This window comes from Aquibacillus kalidii (assembly GCF_014280935.1).
Classification (GTDB): domain Bacteria; phylum Bacillota; class Bacilli; order Bacillales; family Amphibacillaceae; genus Aquibacillus_D; species Aquibacillus_D kalidii.
The window spans coordinates 80,464-98,955 of record NZ_JACLZI010000066.1; the positions used below are offsets into that span (position 1 = coordinate 80,464).

21 protein-coding genes, 1 tRNA gene and 1 riboswitch are annotated in these 18,492 nt (G+C 37.4%); of the genes, 18 read left to right on the forward strand and 4 right to left on the reverse strand.

Annotated elements, in window-relative coordinates; all coding sequences use genetic code 11:
- The first annotated feature begins 2 nt into the window (after nucleotides 1-2).
- From H7K77_RS21650 to H7K77_RS20745, 8 genes are all read left to right on the forward strand, one after another.
- The gene (locus H7K77_RS21650; RefSeq protein ID WP_186580885.1) at nucleotides 3-200 is read left to right on the forward strand and encodes a PspC domain-containing protein; all 198 of its coding nucleotides are present in this window, start codon (nucleotides 3-5) and stop codon (nucleotides 198-200) included.
- Nucleotides 200-562 carry a phage holin family protein gene (locus H7K77_RS20715; protein ID WP_186580887.1) on the forward strand — a complete coding sequence of 121 codons (363 nt, stop codon included), beginning with the start codon at nucleotides 200-202 and terminating at the stop codon, nucleotides 560-562. The genes H7K77_RS21650 and H7K77_RS20715 overlap by 1 nt, the downstream gene beginning before the upstream one ends.
- A 775-nt stretch (nucleotides 563-1,337) precedes the next feature.
- On the forward strand, nucleotides 1,338-2,303 hold the full coding sequence (gene hprK / locus H7K77_RS20720) for an HPr(Ser) kinase/phosphatase (RefSeq protein ID WP_186580889.1): 966 nt from the start codon (nucleotides 1,338-1,340) through the stop codon (nucleotides 2,301-2,303).
- A 26-nt stretch (nucleotides 2,304-2,329) separates the two neighbouring features.
- The gene (gene lgt / locus H7K77_RS20725) at nucleotides 2,330-3,157 is read left to right on the forward strand and encodes a prolipoprotein diacylglyceryl transferase (protein WP_186580983.1); all 828 of its coding nucleotides are present in this window, start codon (nucleotides 2,330-2,332) and stop codon (nucleotides 3,155-3,157) included.
- A 14-nt stretch (nucleotides 3,158-3,171) separates the two neighbouring features.
- Nucleotides 3,172-4,128 carry a nucleoside recognition domain-containing protein gene (locus tag H7K77_RS20730; protein ID WP_186580891.1) on the forward strand — a complete coding sequence of 319 codons (957 nt, stop codon included), beginning with the start codon at nucleotides 3,172-3,174 and terminating at the stop codon, nucleotides 4,126-4,128.
- On the forward strand, nucleotides 4,103-4,741 hold the full coding sequence (gene ppaX, locus H7K77_RS20735; protein WP_186580892.1) for a pyrophosphatase PpaX: 639 nt from the start codon (nucleotides 4,103-4,105) through the stop codon (nucleotides 4,739-4,741). The genes H7K77_RS20730 and ppaX overlap by 26 nt, the downstream gene beginning before the upstream one ends.
- Before the next feature lie 3 nt (nucleotides 4,742-4,744).
- A complete protein-coding gene (locus H7K77_RS20740) occupies nucleotides 4,745-5,272 on the forward strand; it encodes an acyltransferase (RefSeq protein ID WP_186580894.1) in 528 nt (175 codons plus the stop codon).
- Nucleotides 5,273-5,465: 193 nt separating this feature from the next.
- Nucleotides 5,466-7,127 (forward strand): glycerol-3-phosphate dehydrogenase/oxidase, encoded by a 1,662-nt coding sequence (locus tag H7K77_RS20745; RefSeq protein ID WP_186580896.1) that lies wholly within the window; start codon nucleotides 5,466-5,468, stop codon nucleotides 7,125-7,127.
- A gap of 35 nt (nucleotides 7,128-7,162) precedes the next feature.
- On the opposite strand, the gene H7K77_RS20750 is transcribed toward H7K77_RS20745, so the two are convergent.
- On the reverse strand, nucleotides 7,163-8,077 hold the full coding sequence (locus H7K77_RS20750) for a ketopantoate reductase family protein (protein WP_186580898.1): 915 nt from the start codon (nucleotides 8,075-8,077) through the stop codon (nucleotides 7,163-7,165).
- 223 nt (nucleotides 8,078-8,300) lie between these two features.
- Between H7K77_RS20750 and H7K77_RS20755 the strand changes: the two genes are divergently transcribed.
- The 7 genes from H7K77_RS20755 to H7K77_RS20785 all read left to right on the forward strand — a co-directional run bounded on the left by H7K77_RS20755 (nucleotide 8,301) and on the right by H7K77_RS20785 (nucleotide 14,710).
- On the forward strand, nucleotides 8,301-9,308 hold the full coding sequence (locus H7K77_RS20755) for a tetratricopeptide repeat protein (protein WP_186580900.1): 1,008 nt from the start codon (nucleotides 8,301-8,303) through the stop codon (nucleotides 9,306-9,308).
- 114 nt (nucleotides 9,309-9,422) lie between these two features.
- On the forward strand, nucleotides 9,423-10,373 hold the full coding sequence (trxB, locus tag H7K77_RS20760; protein WP_186580902.1) for a thioredoxin-disulfide reductase: 951 nt from the start codon (nucleotides 9,423-9,425) through the stop codon (nucleotides 10,371-10,373).
- A 544-nt stretch (nucleotides 10,374-10,917) separates the two neighbouring features.
- Nucleotides 10,918-11,391, forward strand: a complete 474-nt coding sequence (locus tag H7K77_RS20765) for an NUDIX hydrolase (RefSeq protein WP_328701182.1) — start codon at nucleotides 10,918-10,920, stop codon at nucleotides 11,389-11,391.
- Between the two features lie 110 nt (nucleotides 11,392-11,501).
- A complete protein-coding gene (gene rapZ / locus H7K77_RS20770) occupies nucleotides 11,502-12,386 on the forward strand; it encodes an RNase adapter RapZ (protein ID WP_186580906.1) in 885 nt (294 codons plus the stop codon).
- Between the two features lie 2 nt (nucleotides 12,387-12,388).
- On the forward strand, nucleotides 12,389-13,342 hold the full coding sequence (locus tag H7K77_RS20775) for a gluconeogenesis factor YvcK family protein (protein WP_186580908.1): 954 nt from the start codon (nucleotides 12,389-12,391) through the stop codon (nucleotides 13,340-13,342).
- A 31-nt stretch (nucleotides 13,343-13,373) separates the two neighbouring features.
- Nucleotides 13,374-14,321 (forward strand): DNA-binding protein WhiA, encoded by a 948-nt coding sequence (whiA, locus tag H7K77_RS20780; protein WP_186580910.1) that lies wholly within the window; start codon nucleotides 13,374-13,376, stop codon nucleotides 14,319-14,321.
- Between the two features lie 134 nt (nucleotides 14,322-14,455).
- Entirely contained in the window at nucleotides 14,456-14,710 is a 255-nt protein-coding gene (locus H7K77_RS20785) for an HPr family phosphocarrier protein (protein ID WP_186580912.1), read from the forward strand.
- Nucleotides 14,711-14,779: 69 nt separating this feature from the next.
- On the opposite strand, the gene clpP is transcribed toward H7K77_RS20785, so the two are convergent.
- Complete coding sequence (gene clpP / locus H7K77_RS20790) at nucleotides 14,780-15,394, reverse strand: ATP-dependent Clp endopeptidase proteolytic subunit ClpP (RefSeq protein ID WP_328701184.1); 615 nt, start codon at nucleotides 15,392-15,394, stop codon at nucleotides 14,780-14,782.
- A 331-nt stretch (nucleotides 15,395-15,725) separates the two neighbouring features.
- Here clpP and H7K77_RS21145 point away from each other — a divergent pair, with 331 nt between their 5' ends.
- Entirely contained in the window at nucleotides 15,726-15,956 is a 231-nt protein-coding gene (locus H7K77_RS21145; protein WP_222599483.1) for a hypothetical protein, read from the forward strand.
- Between the two features lie 248 nt (nucleotides 15,957-16,204).
- On the opposite strand, the gene H7K77_RS20795 is transcribed toward H7K77_RS21145, so the two are convergent.
- A tRNA-Arg gene (locus H7K77_RS20795) sits at nucleotides 16,205-16,277 on the reverse strand.
- Between the two features lie 180 nt (nucleotides 16,278-16,457).
- On the opposite strand from H7K77_RS20795, the gene H7K77_RS20800 reads away from it, so the two are divergent.
- Together H7K77_RS20800 and H7K77_RS20805 are read left to right on the forward strand one after the other, a co-directional pair.
- Nucleotides 16,458-17,018, forward strand: a complete 561-nt coding sequence (locus H7K77_RS20800; protein WP_186580916.1) for a hypothetical protein — start codon at nucleotides 16,458-16,460, stop codon at nucleotides 17,016-17,018.
- 135 nt (nucleotides 17,019-17,153) lie between these two features.
- Nucleotides 17,154-17,390 carry a hypothetical protein gene (locus tag H7K77_RS20805; RefSeq protein WP_186580918.1) on the forward strand — a complete coding sequence of 79 codons (237 nt, stop codon included), beginning with the start codon at nucleotides 17,154-17,156 and terminating at the stop codon, nucleotides 17,388-17,390.
- Between the two features lie 56 nt (nucleotides 17,391-17,446).
- Here H7K77_RS20805 and H7K77_RS20810 read toward each other — a convergent pair whose 3' ends face one another.
- On the reverse strand, nucleotides 17,447-18,091 hold the full coding sequence (locus H7K77_RS20810; RefSeq protein WP_186580920.1) for a protein kinase family protein: 645 nt from the start codon (nucleotides 18,089-18,091) through the stop codon (nucleotides 17,447-17,449).
- A 262-nt stretch (nucleotides 18,092-18,353) separates the two neighbouring features.
- Nucleotides 18,354-18,469: riboswitch (SAM riboswitch) on the forward strand.
- Nucleotides 18,470-18,492 lie beyond the last annotated feature (23 nt).

The following is an 18,492-nucleotide window of genomic DNA, read 5'->3' on the forward strand; positions in this document are numbered from 1 at the left end:
TCGTGAAAAAGAAATTAGTTCGTTCTAAAACCAATAAAATGTTTGCGGGTGTTTTAGGTGGGATTTCTGAATATTTTCAAATAGATGCGACGATCATTCGATTACTTTTCGTGATTACTATCCCATTTACAGCAGGCTTCATGTTTTTCTTTTACTTGGCAGCAATATTTATTATTCCTAGACGCGGAGATGTTCTGTAATGAAGCGATGGATTTTATCCTTGCTGTTAAATGCAGTAGCCTTAGTTGTGGTGAATGTACTGTTTGAATCGTTTCACATAGATGGCTTTGGAACTGCACTATTAGCAAGTATAATTTTGTCAATTTTAAATGTGATTGTAAAACCAATTTTGATTATCTTAACACTGCCAATAACTGTAGTTTCTTTAGGGTTATTCTTATTTGTCATCAATGCGATCACTTTAATGTTAACCCAAGGACTAATCGGTTCTTCCTTCGTTATTAGTGGCTTTGGTACAGCAATAATTGCGGCTGTTGTACTGTCCATCATAAACTTGCTTCTAAATCGTTTAGTAAAGGATACGATTCTATTGAATAAATAGGTTTGGATTTTATCCTTCGTAGTTGAGGTGAAATGGGTAATAGCTTCTATAAAACCTATGGATGTGTGCTTGAACTCGTTCCGGCAGAATACTCCGCTTTCCGTGGGCACGGCCTCAGCTTCCTCAGAGCAAAGAACGCTCTTCCGGGATCTTCGGACTCGTGCTGTTCCCACAGGACAAGGAAGGCTTCGACAGCATTGACATCGCACGAAGAAAATTGGGTTGTATTTTCTAGGAGTCTCCGTATTCTGCCTACACTTATGATAGGCTTTCTGCATTTTAAGTGATGTCATACTAATTTTAAAAGCTTAATTGAGTACATGATCTACACTGAGCTGCGGAAAAATGCGAGATCCTCGAAAATATAGACCAATTTTCTTCGTGCGATGTGTCACTAGGAAGCATCCCTTGTCCTGTGGGAAAGGAACAGTCTGAAGACCCCACAGCGAGCGGTCTTTGCGAGCGAGGAGGCTGAAGCGTTCCCCACGGAAAGCGAGCGTTTTTCCGCAGCGTTGGTTTAGCATTCATCTTATATAATGAATGTAGGTCTTAGGGCTTTACTTTGCTTTCTATAGAAATAGTGACAATAGGTACAGGGAGATAATAATGAAAAAGGCGTAGGTAACATGCCTACGTCTTTTGTATGAAATAAGATAAGAGTAAAAAGGTTTATTAGAGCCAGGTTATTATTGAGGTGCTTGCTAATCGAAAAAATGCTACAATAAGTTACAATGAATAACAAACTCATGCAGAAGGCAAGATGGAGGTTATAGATATGGTGAAAGTACGCACCCAAGATTTATTAGACCAATTTAAACTAGAGTTAATTGCAGGAAAAGACGGTGTCCATCGCGAGATCTTTATGAGTGAAATTTCTCGGCCTGGTATCGAAATGACAGGTTACTTCAAATATTATCCTAAGGATAGACTCCAATTATTAGGAAAAACAGAGCTTTCTTATTATTTTGATTTGGAATCTAGCGAAAGAACAGATCGTGCATTACGTCTTTGTACAGATATTACACCAGGAATTGTCATAACAAGAGGCTTAGAAGTGCCTGAAGAGCTGGTTAATGCTTGTAATGAATCAGGTGTTCCATTGTTACGTTCACCTTTTAAAACAACAAGAGTAATTAGTCGTCTAACTAATTTTTTAGAAGCTAAATTCGCACCATTTACTGCTGTTCACGGAGTATTAGTAGATATTTATGGGATTGGTGTTTTAATTACTGGCCAGAGTGGTGTAGGTAAAAGTGAAACAGCACTTGAACTCGTAAAAAGAGGACACCGATTAGTTGCAGATGATAGTGTAGAAATTCGTCAAGAGGACTATGATCGTTTAATTGGAACATCTCCACCATTGATTGAACACTTGCTAGAAATTAGAGGGCTAGGAATAATTAATGTGATGACATTGTTTGGTGCTGGTTCTGTGCGTTCATACAAAAAAATCTCACTAATTATTAACCTTGAATCTTGGGATCAAAAGCGAGAATATGATCGCCTTGGATTAGAAGAAGAAACATTAAAAATTATTGATGTAGATGTACCGAAAATCACTCTACCTGTAAGACCTGGACGAAACTTGGCGGTAATTATTGAAGTGGCTGCCATGAACTTCCGCTTAAAACGTATGGGTGTCAATGCGGCAGAGGAATTTTCAGAACGACTAACTACCATGATCAAACAGGAAAAGACAGGTTTAGAAACAAAAGTAGATTTAGATATTGATATTGATTGATTTAGGAGTGATCAGTTTTGACTGGTTTGACATGTGATGCACCTTCATTAAGTAGAGTATTTATAGACATTGGACCGTTTACGATTTATTGGTACGGTGTCATCATTGCAACAGGCGTGTTTTTGGGGTTATGGTTAGCGACAAGAGAATCCAATCGTCTTGGATTAAACAAGGATTTATTTGTCGATCTAATTGTTTTCGCAATCCCTGTTGCGATTATTTCTGCGAGAATTTATTATGTTGTTTTTGAATGGGAAAACTATCAAGGTGGACCCTGGTGGGATGTATTTGCGATCTGGGAAGGCGGTATTGCCATTCACGGTGCATTAATTGGTTCTGTAATGACAGCGATCATTTATGCACGTGTTCGTAAGTTGTCTTTTTGGCAGCTTGCTGATATTGCTGCACCAAGTATTATATTGGGGCAAGCAATTGGACGTTGGGGTAACTTCATGAACCAGGAAGCTCATGGCGGTCCGGTTTCACAAGAAGCCTATAATAACTTTTTACAATACCTGCCTGACTTTATTACGAACCAGATGTGTATCGGAGGCGTGATGTATCATCCAACATTCCTCTATGAGTCGGTTTGGAACATAGTAGGGCTTATCCTTTTACTAGTATTGCGTCGATATAATCCTAGAAGGGGCGAAGTGTTCTTAAGCTATATGATCTGGTATTCAATTGGGAGATATTTCATTGAAGGAATGCGAACAGATAGCCTTTATATTATTGGCAATTTAAGAACAGCACAAGTAATCTCGATTGTACTAATCATCTTCGGTATTGGCTTAATTATTTATAGACGCTATACGGGATTAGCGAATAAGAAATATAATGGCAAAAAAGTATAAATGGGGGAATAATCTTGTTAGGTATTTTACAACGAGGTTTTATGCAAGGATTAAACTTAACATGGACATTAGGAAAAGTGATTTTCCCTGTCACCTTACTAGTCACTATCCTTCGCTATACTCCTGTAATACCTTGGTTAATGGATATCCTAACACCAATGATGAAATACATAGGGCTGCCTGGTGAGGCAGCCGTTCCATTGGTTATTGGAAATTTATTAAGTTTGTACGCAGGGATTGGAGCGATTATTTCCTTTGATTTCACGATTAAGGAAGTTTTTATAATGGCTATTATGCTCTCTTTTTCTCACAACCTTATTATTGAATCTTCTGTTGCTTCCAAGGTCGGCGTGAAGTGGTGGATCGTTGTTGGTATTCGGATTATGTTGGCACTTAGTTCTGCTTTTATGATCAGTACCTTTTGGAAAGGTGGAAGTGATCTAGCAAAGTATGGTTTTATTTCAAAAAGCGAACAGCTACCAGAAGGTTGGGGGAATATCATACTAGAAGGACTTCAAACAGCTTTTTTAAGCATAGTACAATTAGCACTCATCGTAATTCCACTTATGATTGTCATGCAATATTTTCGTGAATTGGGTTGGATGAATAAATTGTCTAGTTTGTTTGCACCGGGGATGAAATTTTTAGGTATGGAAAAAAATGCTTCAGTTACTCTGGTTGCTGGTTTAGTAATCGGCCTTGCTTATGGAGCAGGTGTGATGATCCAAGCAATTAAAGAAGATGGTGTCTCTAAAAAAGATATGTATTTAGCACTTATTTTTCTCGTTTCCTGTCATGCAGTAATAGAGGACACGCTCGTCTTTATCCCACTTGGTATTCCAGTTTGGCCACTCCTAATTATCAGGATAACTACCGCAATCATTTTAACAGCAACCATTTCCTTTATATGGAAACGTAGTGCTGCTAGAAGGAAGGAGATCAAACATGACCATACGTACGATTCTATTTGATTTGGATGGAACATTAATTGATACGAATGAATTGATTATAGCTTCCTTTTCCCACACATTAGAAAAACATGCCGATAGAAAATATACTCGAGAAGAGATTTTAAACTTTATCGGGCCGCCTTTAAAGGATAGCTTTTTATCAATCGATGAAAGCCGAGTAGAGGAAATGATTGCGACATATAAAGAACACAATCTTTCGAATCACAGTGATTATGTTGTTGCTTATCCTACTGTTGTTGAAACGATGAAACAATTAAAAAAAGCAGGTTTTCAACTTGGGATCGTTACGACTAAAATCGGTGCTACTGCGAAACTGGGGTTGGAAATTACAGGATTAGAGAACATTTTCGAATGTCTAATTGCTCTGGAGGATGTTAAGCATGCGAAGCCTCACCCAGAACCAATAATAAAGGCACTAACGGAATTAAATGCACAACCAGCAACAACAATAATGGTGGGAGATAACTATCATGATATTGAAGCAGGTAAAAATGCTGGAACGAAAACAGCTGGAGTGGCTTGGACGATTAAGGGAAGAGAAACGTTAGAAGCCTATCAACCCGATTTCATGCTTGAAGAAATGAGCGATTTGTTGAAAATACTAGGAGTGTAGCCAATGCGTAGGACGAAACGATATCGAGTAAGTGAAGCGAATTCGTTATGGCATATCTATAAGACGGTTCCTTTCTGGAAAGTAATTAAGAACTTTATTGTCATTCAGCTTGCTCGCTATACGCCTTTTTTAGGTATGAAAAACTGGCTATATCGTACTTTTCTTCGGATGAAGGTTGGAGATCAGACTGCTTTTGCTTTAATGGTTATGTTAGACATTATGTTTCCTGAAAAAATCTCTGTAGGAAAAAATACAGTAATTGGCTATAATACGACGATTCTGGCCCATGAATATTTAATTCGGGAATATCGATTAGGTAACGTTGATATCGGAAGCGGCGTAATGATTGGTGCCAATAGTACGATATTACCAGGAGTTACGATTGGGGATAACGCAACTGTAGCTGCTGGTACTGTTGTTCATAAAGATGTTCCGGAAGGTTGTTTCGTTGGTGGAAATCCGATGAGAGTGATTTTCACCAAACAGGAAATGGAGAAGCGGTTAGAAGAGGATGATTTTTTTAGTCAGTAAGGTGAATGATGCAAGGATTGAATAAAATAAGTCTCTTATCTCATACTAGTAGGTGCAAATTGCTTCCGTTTGTTCTACTAGTATATTTTTAATAAAAGTACATAAATAAAGCTATTATGTATGTTTTTCGTGCATTAAAATAAGGAAATAAGTATGTAAAGAATTGTTAGTTGTTTTTCAGGGAGGTTTGGTTGTGGTTAAGTTTTCTAATTTAAATCGTCAACATTTATACGATGGACTTACTAGTGAGACATTAGATGTCCTAATCATTGGTGGTGGCATTACTGGTGCTGGAATAGCATTAGATGCAGCTAGTCGTGGTTTAAAAGCGGGAGTCGTGGAAATGCAGGATTTTGCTGCGGGTACATCTAGTCGTTCAACCAAGCTTATCCATGGTGGGCTCCGCTACTTACAGCAATTTGAAATAGCAATGGTAGCAGAGGTTGGTAGAGAAAGAGCGATCGTGTATGAAAATGGACCACACATTACCAAACCTGAGTGGATGCTTTTGCCTTTCTATAAAGAAGGTAGTTTAGGTTCATTATCCACGAATGTTGGCCTACGGATGTATGATTTTTTAGCAAAAGTTAAGAAACGAGAGCGCAGGACGATGTTATCTGCTAAAGAGGCATTAGAAAAGGAACCTCTGCTAAAGCGTGAACAGCTTAAAGGCGCAGGTTTCTATGTTGAATATAAAACCGATGATGCTCGATTAACGGTTGAAGTCATCAAAAAAGCAGTGGAGTACGGTGCAAAAGCCATTAACTATGCGAAATTAATCGAACTGCTATATGACGAAAATGGAAAAGTAAATGGAGCTGTTATAGAGGATCAGGTAAATGGAGAGCAATATAATATTCGTGCCAAAAAAGTTATTAATGCGACAGGTCCATGGGTCGATTCGATTAGAGAGATGGATGGGTCTAAGCAAGGAAAGACGCTTCATCTTACAAAAGGGATCCACCTTGTATTTGATACGAAGCGGTTCCCGTTGTCCCAAGCTATTTATTTCGATTTAAAGGATGGGAGAATGGTATTTGCTATTCCTCGTGGTGGGAAGACATATCTAGGTACAACAGATACTTCTTATACTGGGGATATCGCACATCCAATTGCAACTAAGGCAGATAGAGAATACTTAGTAGATGCAGCGAATTCTCTTTTTCCTTCATTAAAATTGGAACTAGAGGATGTAGAATCTAGTTGGGCAGGCATTCGGCCATTAATCGAAGAAGAAGGCAAGAGTCCGGATGAAATATCAAGAAAAGACGAAATATTTGTAGCTGATTCAGGTCTTATCTCAATTGCAGGTGGAAAACTGACTGGATACCGAAAAATGGCGGAACAGATTATTGATTTAGTTTGTAAGCAAATAAAAGCAGATGATGGGATTTTATATTCTGAATCAGAAACAATTAACATACCTATTTCTGGTGGAGATGTTGGTGGAGCGAAGGGATTCAAAAAGTTTAAAGCTGAGCAATTAACAAATGCTATAGACATAAGGATAGATGCGCATCAGGCTGTTGAGATAATTGATCGGTATGGTACAAACGTAGAAAAAGTGTTGCAAAGGTATCAGGAGTTGCATAACGAAGCAATGGAAGCAAGGATTGATCCACTTCTATTTGCTGAACTACGCTATACGTTAGAAGAAGAGTGTGTGTATAAGCCGGAAGATTTCTTTGTGAGACGAACAGGGGCACTCTACTTTAATATCGAGTTAGTAGAAGAGTATTTACGTCCTGTCTCAGCATACCTATCCAAGGTCCTGCATTGGAACAGTGAGGAAGAGGCTTATTATATTAGAGAGTTCCAACAAATTATTAAAGAAGCAAAATATCCAATAACATAAAAACACTCAACTACTGTAGGTTGAGTGTTTTTTCGTTATTTATTCTCAAATGGCTTTATAACACCGTAGATGGTTTCGACGTATGGCAAGCTAACACCTGCTTGTTTAGCAAATCGAAGTGCCCCGCCTTGTAGGTGCTCTACTTCTAAGGTGAGCCCTTTTCTACGGTCTTGATGCATCGAGGAGGTAGCTTCTTCATTTAATTTTTGCATGCTTGTTATTGCATTTTCAACTTCTTGTTCGTCTATGTTGATGCTGTGTGCATTGGCTAACTTTCTCATATCTTGTACTAGCTGTTTTGCGATTTCAAAAGTTGCTGGTTGATTTCTAATTTCGCCGATTGGTAAATTTGTAGCGGTCGTTATACCTGAAAATGCAGTGATAAACATGTACTTTTTCCACATTTCAGCGGTGATCGTTTCCTTGTTAACTACGTTCATGTTTGCGTTTTGAGATATAGATTCAATCTTCTTACACAAGCTTTCCTGGCTAGGATGTAAAGCACCTAACAATAAATCATGAAATGGGCTTGTGTGTACGACATCACCTTTATCATCTAAGGTAGAGATAATAAAGGATAAGCCTCCCAGTACTGCTTCTTCACCTAGTTCTTTTTGTAAGATAGAAATATGTTCCACGCCATTTAAAATTGGAAGTACCTTTGCCCCTTTTGCGACCAATTCCTTTAAAGGCTTTATAGTTCCTTCTAGGTGGTATCCTTTAACAGATAGTAGAACAAGGTCAGCAGAATCTATGTCTTTCGTGTCCTCGGCCACTTTTGGGCCCTTGATGGCGTATTCCCCTTTTACACTATGTATCAAAAGGCCGTTATCCTTCAGCTGTTTTGCTCGTCTTTCTCTTACTAGAAACGTAACATCTTGCCCGATTTGCTCCCATCTAGACCCAAAATAAGCCCCAAGAGCCCCCGCACCTAACACAACAATCTTCATCCAATAAGCCTCCCTAAAATATCAATCACCTATAAATATATTCCTAATGGTACAGGATATGCAGGGTGCCTGTCACCACCCGTGTTTTGTCGATTATTGCGTAGGGGGCAGTTTTCTCTTTATTTTCTATATAATATTGATAAAAAGTATGGTATACTTCAAACGCATATATCGTTCACTAATAACCGAATGTTATTTGATGAACTAGACAGGGGGAAGACGAATGCCAACTACACAAGATATAAACACAGAAGATAAAGTCATTCCTTTTATCCCCGAGGGCGATTTTTACTTCACAAAGGGTGTAGAAGCCTTTCATAAGAGAAAATTTGATATAGCGTTAAAATGGTTAAAGAAAGCTGTGGAAGCATCTCCAGATGAGGCTGTTTACCAATGTCAAATGTCCATCATTTATACGGAGATTGGCGCATTCCATGCAGCGAATCAAATTCTAACAAAAGTACTTTCCGCTAACGGGGAAAGTTATATAGATTGCTATTATCTAATTGCTAATAATTATGCGCATCTTGGATTACTTCAAGATGCGAAAAAATATGTAGAAACCTATTTGGAAAAAGACCCAGATGGAGATTTTCGTGAAGATGCAGAGAATTTGCTAGCGGTACTTAACATCGGGGAAGAAGAGGACGATGATGATGATTGGTTGTTCGAAGAGGAAGACGAGCTACTAATCTATCAAGAGACTGCCTTTTATCATTTAGAAAGACAGGAATGGGAGCAAGCTATTCTTCTTTTGGAAGAAATGATGACTTTATTTCCTGACCATATTTCTGCAAAGCATGAATACAGCTATGCATTGTTCTTTTCGGGAGAACGAGAAGAAGCAATTCGATTAGAGACAAAATGGCTCGAGGAAAACCCTCAATCTCTATTCTGTCAAACGAACCTAGCTATTTTCTATTACGAAAATAACGATACAGACCATTTCCATCAACACATAGAATCGATTAAAAACGTATTTCCGATTCATGAACAACAGAAATTACGGATTGCAACTACGCTTGCTCGTACTGGTTTCTATGAGGAAGCAAATCAACGATTTCTATCGTTAAACAAATCGTTGTTAAAAGGTCATGCGTCTTATTTTCTTTATTATAGTGAAACTGCTTTTAAATTAGGTGACTTAGCTAAAGCGAATGCTATTTGGGAAGAAGGGTGTAGGCATCATTCCATTCTAAAATCAAAAGTAAAGCGTTGGGTACGTGAATAAGGTTTCCGTAATAGGCTAATTATATGTAGAAAATGAGCATAATATTAGACCAAATGCCTTATTTCTATGATAATGTGTTAAGAATGCTTTTGAAAGTAAGAAAGGGTGAACATTATGTCAGAAGAACGGATTTATGATGTGATTATTGCAGGTGCAGGTCCCGCAGGTATGACGGCAGCGGTTTACACTTCACGTGCAAATTTAGATACACTAATGCTTGAACGAGGAATTCCTGGTGGTCAAATGGCCAATACGGAAGATGTGGAGAACTATCCAGGATATGATCATATTCTTGGACCCGATTTATCAACGAAGATGTTCGAGCACTCTAAGAAATTTGGTGCTGAATATGCTTATGGTGATATTAAAGAAATCATTGATGGAAAAGAATATAAAACGATTATTGCAGGTAAAAAGGAATACAAAACGCGTGCTCTTATCATAGCTACTGGTGCTCAATACAAGAAGCTTGGTGTCCCAGGTGAGCAAGAATTAAGTGGTCGCGGTGTTTCCTATTGCGCAGTTTGTGACGGAGCTTTCTTTAAAGAAAAAGAATTAATCGTTGTTGGTGGAGGTGACTCTGCAGTAGAAGAGGGCGTTTATTTAACGCGCTTTGCTAGCAAAGTAACTATTGTACACCGTCGTAGCGAATTACGTGCTCAAAAAATCTTGCAGGATCGCGCGTTCAATAATGATAAGATTGACTTTATCTGGGATACAGTTGTTAAAACAATAAATGATAAAGATGGAAAAGTAGGCAGTGTAACTTTAGAAAATACGAAGTCAGGCGAAACCTACGATCATCCTGCTGATGGTGCATTCATTTATATTGGTATGGTACCATTGAGTGAACCATTCAAATCTTTAGGAATTACAAATGACGAAGGTTACATTGTAACGAATGAAAATATGCAAACGAGCGTACCTGGCATTTTTGCTGCTGGAGATATTCGTGATAAAGAGTTAAGACAGATTGTTACTGCGACAGGCGATGGAAGTATTGCTGCTCAAGCTGCTCAAGCCTATATTGAAAATTTAGCCGAGTCATTTAACGCTGTTAAATAACACGCTGTAATCGTTTAGCAATAAATGCGTAATTGCAACTTAACTCTGCTGTAACACGCACGAAACAATTGTGGGGTACAATGGTATTAACTAATTGACCCCCTTTTAATAGATATACATGGAAGGCATAGGTGTAACCCACCTGTGCCGATTTTTTTGTGCCCAAAAGTGTGGAAACGATAGATGGACGCATAATTTCGCTAGGTGGACGGATTTAATTGGAACTTCGATACAATTATTAGGGATAAGACTGATATATGTTATCTATTGACTCATTTCCTGGTTAATCAGACGCATTACTCTGGAAAAGTCATTTATCCTAACAAAGAGAGTAAAGCCCTTCCGTAGGTGTTATGTTCAAGCTATACCAATTAAGAAACTAGCTTTTATAAGAATGAACAAATTAGTGAACAATTGGTAATCTATTCATAATATTGTTAGAGAAGAAATATTCATTGTATAATAAAGAGAATAGCAATCCAGTTTAGACAAAATACTTTAAGGTACAGACATCTAAGAATAGTCATCCTCTGGGTTAGAAAGAGTGATTTATTTGCGAAGGGTAACTAATTGTATTTTAAAACACGATAATCATATCCTAATGTTACAAAAACCAAAACGTGGTTGGTATTCCGTTCCGGGTGGAAAAATGGAAACAGGTGAGTCTATTAAGGAAACCACGGTACGAGAATTTTATGAAGAAACTGGTTTGAAACTAATTGAACCAGAACTTAGAAGTACATTTACTTTTGTTGTAGAAGAAAATGAGGCAGTTCAACAAGAATGGATGTTGTTTACTTTCTATTGTGAAAACTATGAAGGTGAGCTAGTAGAGCATTGTGATGAAGGTGTTCTAGAGTGGGTCCCGGTTGGTGAGGTATTGAGTAAACCGATGGCGGAAGGGGATTTGTCTATTTATAAGCATATTCTCTCGAGAGATGACCTTATATACGGAACCTTTACTTACACGCCGGAATATCAATTAATTAAGAGTAGAATCGACCCGTCTAATACATAACGGATTGAACACTAGATGCAAAATAAATCTAGAACCATTTTACAGTTATTTGAGTAAGTTATTTCATGACCTGTGTAGCGAACAAGTCTGAATAAAGGAGAGAGGTCGTCATGGCAGTCAATGAACAAGAAACGAAGCTAGTCATTATTACAGGTATGTCAGGAGCAGGAAAAACCGTGGCAGTTCAAAGCTTTGAAGATTTGGGCTATTATTGTGTGGATAATTTACCGCCAGCTCTACTTCCTAAATTCTTAGATTTAATGCGAGATGCTACCAATGATATCCAAAAGGTCGCACTTGTTATGGATTTAAGGGGCAGGGAGTTTTTTGACACTTTATTTGAAGCATTAGACAAACTAGGAAAAGAAGATTGGCTGGAAGAACATATCTTATTCCTAGATGCTAGTGACAAATCATTAGTTTCTCGTTATAAGGAAACCAGAAGATCTCATCCCCTTGCTCTTGATAGCTTGCCGCATGATGGGATTAAGCAAGAACGAAAAATTTTAGATGAATTAAGAGGACGAGCACAGAATATAATTAATACAACCGATTTAAAACCGAAGGAACTACGAGAAAAAATTGTTAGCAAGTATGGGGAAAAGGAACAAGAGATTTTCTCTGTTCATACACTTTCTTTTGGGTTTAAATACGGTTTACCAATCGATGCTGACCTAGTATTTGATGTTCGCTTTTTACCAAATCCACACTATGTCGAGCACATGCGTCCTTTAACAGGTCTAAACTCGGACGTGTCATCCTATGTTTTCAAATGGTCTGACACACAAACGTTTATGGAGAAGGTTACCGACCTCTTGCAATTTATGCTACCACAGTACAAAAAAGAGGGGAAAAGCCAACTAGTGATCGCGATTGGTTGTACCGGTGGACAGCACCGTTCTGTCGCCATTGCCGAGCACTTAGCAAAGCATTTTTCTACTAACTATGTCACTCATGTCAGTCACCGTGATATAGACAAGAGAAAGGGACATTAAGTATGAGTTTAAATCAAGGTCGTGACGTAGTCGTCATAGGTGGTGGTACAGGAATGCCTGTTCTACTCCGTGGTCTTCGGGACTTTCCCATTGATTTATCAGCTATTGTTACAGTGGCAGATGATGGGGGAAGTTCAGGACGACTACGATCAGAAATGGCAATGCCAGCTCCCGGTGACATTAGAAATGTTATTGCAGCACTTTCAGACGTCGAGCCGATGTTGATGAATTTATTCCAGCATCGTTTTAAACAAGGGAATGGATTGTCTGGACATTCCATGGGTAATTTACTATTAGCAGCTATGACATCCGTTACAGGTGACTTCTACAACGGAATTAAGGAAATCTCACGCGTTTTAAATGTAAAAGGGAAGATATACCCTATCGCTAATCAAAACATGTTTCTGCATGCTGAAATGGCAGATGGCGAAATCATATCAGGAGAATCAAACATCCCACTGGCTAATAAGAAAATTAAGCGCGTTTTTCTAAAACCAGAGCCAGTGCTACCATTACCTGAAGCTATTAGTGCAATTGAAAATGCTGACTTGGTTGTGATTGCACCTGGAAGTCTTTATACGAGTACACTTCCAAATCTAATTTTACCGCAAATTGGAGATGCATTAAGACATGCCAAGGGTAAGGTTGTTTATGTTTGTAATGTGATGACTCAAGAAGGTGAGACGACAGGATATTCGGCTGCTGACCATGTCCAGGCAATAACGAACCATGTTGGTGAAGGGTGTATCCATTCGATTATTGTTCATAACAAACCAATCCATGGGCCTGTTCGAAAGCTATATGCGGAAGAAAATGCAGAGCCAGTTATTTACGATACCGATCGTTTAATCGATATGGGCTTGGAAATAATTGAGGCTGACATCATAGACCACAGTAAACAAATGCTACGCCATGATACTGACAAGATAGCTAAGTTACTGTTCTCTTTGTTATGACAACTCATGGTTTCACGGGGAGGTGAGAAAGTTGTCATTTGCTTCAGATATTAAGAAAGAGTTAACACAAATTGAAAACGAGCCGTGCTGCATCCAATCTGAATTGGCAGCTTTAATCCGAATGAATGGAGCGATCTCGCTTTCGAGGCAAGAGTATATACTAGATGTACAAACAGAAAATGCAGCTATTGCTAGAAGGATTTATACGTTAATTAAATCCCTATATTCTTACCCAGTTGAACTTTTAGTTCGTAAAAAAATGAAATTAAAGAAAAACAATGTATATATCGTACGAATGAATGAAGGAGTTAAACAAATTTTATTAGACTTCGGAATTTTAGAAGAACCATTTCGTTTAATTAGAACGATTTCGACAAAGTATATGAAAAAAACATGTTGTCGTCGTGCCTATTTACGAGGTGCATTTTTAGCAGGTGGTTCAGTAAATAATCCTGAAACTTCTTCCTATCACCTAGAAATTTATAATTTCTATGAAGAGCATAATGATGCATTATGCGATTTATTAAATGACTTCGGATTACATGCAAGAAAATTAGAAAGAAAAAAAGGTTTTATTGCCTATATAAAAGAAGCAGAAAAAATAACAGAGTTCCTAAATTATATTGGGGCACACAAAGCACTCTTGAAGTTTGAAGATGTCCGGATTGTTCGTGATATGAGAAATTCAGTAAATCGGTTAGTGAACTGTGAAACAGCTAATCTGAACAAGACGATTGGTGCCGCATTCCGTCAAGTAGAAAATATTCGCTTTATTGACCGAACGGTTGGTCTTGAAGCGTTACCAGATAAATTACAAGAGATTGCCAAGCTTCGAGTCGAACATCAGGATGTTTCTCTAAAGGAACTAGGGGAACTGGTTTCAACAGGGAAAATAAGTAAGTCAGGAATAAATCATCGCTTAAGAAAAATTGATGAGTTTGCAGAACGTTTAAAAAATGGTGATTTAATAAGTAAATAGTGTCACAAACTATATATACGGTATTTCTTTTGCGTGATATAATTGTAAAAAAGCTCTCTTATCTTTGTATAAGAGAGTCTTTATCGATATTATGTGATAGCGCTTTCTTGTTAATGCAGAGAGGAGAGGTTACTTTGGTAGAAAAGTTAGTTGTTGTAGAGCTTTTATCAGGTTTACAAGCACGACCTGCTGCAGAATTCGTTCGTAGAGCTAATGGATTTACATCCGAATTGTTTATCGAAAAAGGGGAAAAGCGGGTAAATGCTAAAAGTATTATGGGGCTTATGAGCTTGGCGATTGCAAGTGGAGATCAAATTAAGCTGATTGCTGACGGAAGTGATGATCAAATAGCAATAGATGAACTAACCGAATTTGTTTCAAACGAATAATAAGAAAAACCCTTCCAATATGGAAGGGTTTTGTTATTCAGTCTTTCAATCGGAAAAAATGGCTACTTATTAGTCAGCCTTTTTCTCCATTACCTTGTCGATTAAACCATACTCTGCTGCTCTAGCAGCCGTCATGAAGTTATCACGTTCTGTATCGCGCTCGATAACTTCTAGCGGTTGACCTGTGCGTTCAGACAGGATTGAGTTCAATTTGCCACGCATTTCAATGATTCGGTTAGCATGGATTTGGATGTCCGTTGCTTGACCTTGTGTACCACCTAATGGTTGGTGAATCATTACTTCACTGTTTGGAAGAGCATAACGTTTTCCTGGCTCACCAGCAGCAAGTAAGAATGCTCCCATAGAAGCAGCCATACCGATACAAATTGTAGATACATTTGGCTTAATAAACTGCATTGTATCATAAATCGCCATACCAGCTGTAATAGAACCACCTGGTGAGTTGATGTATAAAGAAATATCTTTATCCGGATCTTCTGCAGCTAGGAAAAGTAATTGCGATACAATGCTGTTAGCAACATTATCATCTATTCCGCTTCCTAACATAATAATTCTGTCTTTTAACAACCTTGAGTAAATATCGTATGCACGTTCTCCTCGGTTTGTTTGTTCAATAACTGTAGGTATTAAGTTCATTGGATGTTCCTCCTTTTTCTTGGTTATATCATGTAATTTAATTGATTGACTAACTACGTATATCTTACCTAATTGGTCAATAAAGGTCAAACAATATGATGGTTAAATCGTAAATCGTTTATGTATGTATAGCTCTTTTGAACTTTGACCTTTTTACTAATTACATCCTTCCCTTTTTCAGTATAAATAAACCCAGTCGAAATGAAAACTTATCCGGTTTATCGTATATACCATTATATGGTGAGTTATCGTTATTTATCATAAAAAACTTGAGATTAGTGGGATAAAAGGTTTAAGAAAAAATTGTTGAAACGGTGGAGGTATTTAAGTTGGAAGTGTTATAGCGGAACGAATTGTATTGGATAGAGCAGATAATTCCGTTTGGAGTAAAATACCGCAACGAATGGTTAGGAATAGAGCAGATAATTTTGTTTGGAGTAAAATACCGCAACGAATGGTTAGGAATAGAGCAGATAATTTCGTTTGGAGTAAAATACCGCAACGAATGGTTAGGAATAGAGCAGATAATTTCGTTTGGAATAAAATACCGCAACGAATAGTAAGGAATAGAGCAGATAATTTCGTTTAGAGTAAAATACCGCAACGAATGGTAAGGAATAGAGCAGATAATTTCGTTTAGAGTAAAATACCGTAACGAATGGTAAGGAATAGAGCAGATAATTTTGTTTGGAGTAAAATACCGTAACGAACCAGAAGGAATAGAGCGGATATTTTCACACGGAGACGAAAAAGCGCAATAAAGGAGTTTAAAATTTAAGCAAAACATAAAGGACAAGGGATAAAACCCTTGTCCTTTATGATAAATAAATAGTGTAGTGCGCCCGGAGGGATTCGAACCCCCGACACATGGTACCGGAAACCAATGCTCTATCCCCTGAGCTACGGGCGCATATTTTCATGGTAATAAATTAGACACAAAGATTATTATAACCTATCTAGCAGTTAATTTCAATGTGAAATTAACTGCTCCGAAACAACTTAATATTTAGAAATATTATTTTATATCAATTGAATATTTAAATCAAAATAGCAGAAATATAAGGAAACATGATTTTTGGAGGGGTGAGGTATGGACTTTCAGCAGTACAGAAATGAAATAATGAAAACAAGTGATCAGTTATCTAGCCTAATGAGTTCCTTTTGGAAGAACTATTCAGGCTTTGGAACATGGCAGTTTTGGGTAGTTATATCTCTATTAATTATCCCGCTTGTTTTACTTTATATTAAGATAGATCGAAGTAGAATTTTTGAATTATTTGTTTTTGGATATACGGTACACATTTTATGGTCGTATGTAGATATTATTTTGGAACGGTATAACTATATGATACATCCTTACTCGTTAACCCCGATATTACCGTATGCTTTAAATATAACTACATCGGTATTGCCGGTCGGATTTATTCTGCTTTATCAGTATTGTACAAACAATAATAAAAACTTCTATATCTATACAGTGATACTAAGTGGAATCTTTTCTTTTCTATTTGCTAGCATAGAAATGTATATAGGGCTTCTCGAGGTTAGAAAAGGATTTAATTTAATTTGTGTTTTTGGAATTGATGTTGGAATTACAGTTATTGCCTATTGGTTCACGCATTTATGTCATAAACTCAAATCTAATAGTTGAGCATCCTATCATGGGTGCTTTTTTTTGCTGAATTCCTAATCAGGATTGATTGGCCCGTTCTACTTAAAAGTAGATTATTAGTCCATGCTATTGCCAATTTAGTTCATACCATATTATAAGAAAGGTGTGGATAGAATGAAGTATTGGGAAGATGAAGGTTTTCATATATCGATATATGATGGGATAATAATAGAGGAATTAGCAGGATCATCAACCTTTTCGGTAGGAAAAACCCAAGTGAAACAGCTATATACCAATGAAAAGAACAATAACCTTGCTTATATATCTGGTAATAATAATTGTATTAACTTTAACCCGAAAAAGTCACCGATATTAGACAAAGATTTAAAGGATTCTATACTGTATAAATAGGTCCCGATATGTGGGCTGCTCCATCTAAAAGCCAGAAGTCTTCTTGTGACTTCTGGCTAAGCTACATGGTCGTTATTACTATTTTTACGGGTGGTGAGTAGGTGCAATAGGTTCCGTTTGTACAGATAGGCAATCATATTCAGTACTTTCAATGGAATCTTTTTTGGGAATAACTCACGGTTATAGAAGGAGTAGAAAGCTTGTTTTAAATCACTCCATTGTTGACACTGTTTTGTCTGCCTAAACCTTGCAACATCCACTAATTTAATATCTCCTTTATCGGTTAAAAGGATGTTTCGTAGATGAATATCTGAAGGGTTAAGTCCTCGTTGCTTTGCTAGATGTAAAGCACTATCAACTTCTTTAATATGTTCATCCTTTATTGGGATCCCACTCGCCAAACAATCGAATAGTGTATTGCCCGCGATATAATCAATTAGTAAAAAATTTTCTCCATACTCGTAAAGAGTTGGGTAATAGTTTATTCCTAAGAGGATTTTGTATATTTCAGCTTCCTCACGTGCTACCTCAATGAATTCAGGTAAAAAAACTTTTAGTACCTGATTGGTTTCATTCACTCTAAATGCTGCTGCACTTCTGCCAGTACCAATGTAAGTTAAATGTTCGCTATGCTTTTTTACAATTACACCTTGCTTTGTGTTACCCATAACAACGGAATTCACAAGATCAATCGTCTTCATTAATAGAAAGCTCCTTTCTGTAATAGGAGTTCTGAGATTCAGGTAACAGGCTTTTAAGGAAAAGATAAAAAAAGTAGTTTTTTATGAGATGAGTTAGTATTTCTAATTATCGTATGTCCTTTATAAGGAAATGGTCAAGAAAAATGTTTAGATTGTATTAAGTTCTATCGTGATCTTATTGACACTAATCTATTCCCATGCTAGACTGCTTTTAGCAGAATAATGTGAAAACTATAAATGCGCAACTAAAATATTTGAATAGTTCTTATCTAGAGAGGTGGAGGGACTGGCCCTACGAAGCCTCGGCAACCATTAAGTTTCTTGTAACTTAACAAGGTGCCAATTCCTGCTGAGCAATATTTGCTTGGAAGATAAGAGAGAAATAGGATTTTAGAAGTCTC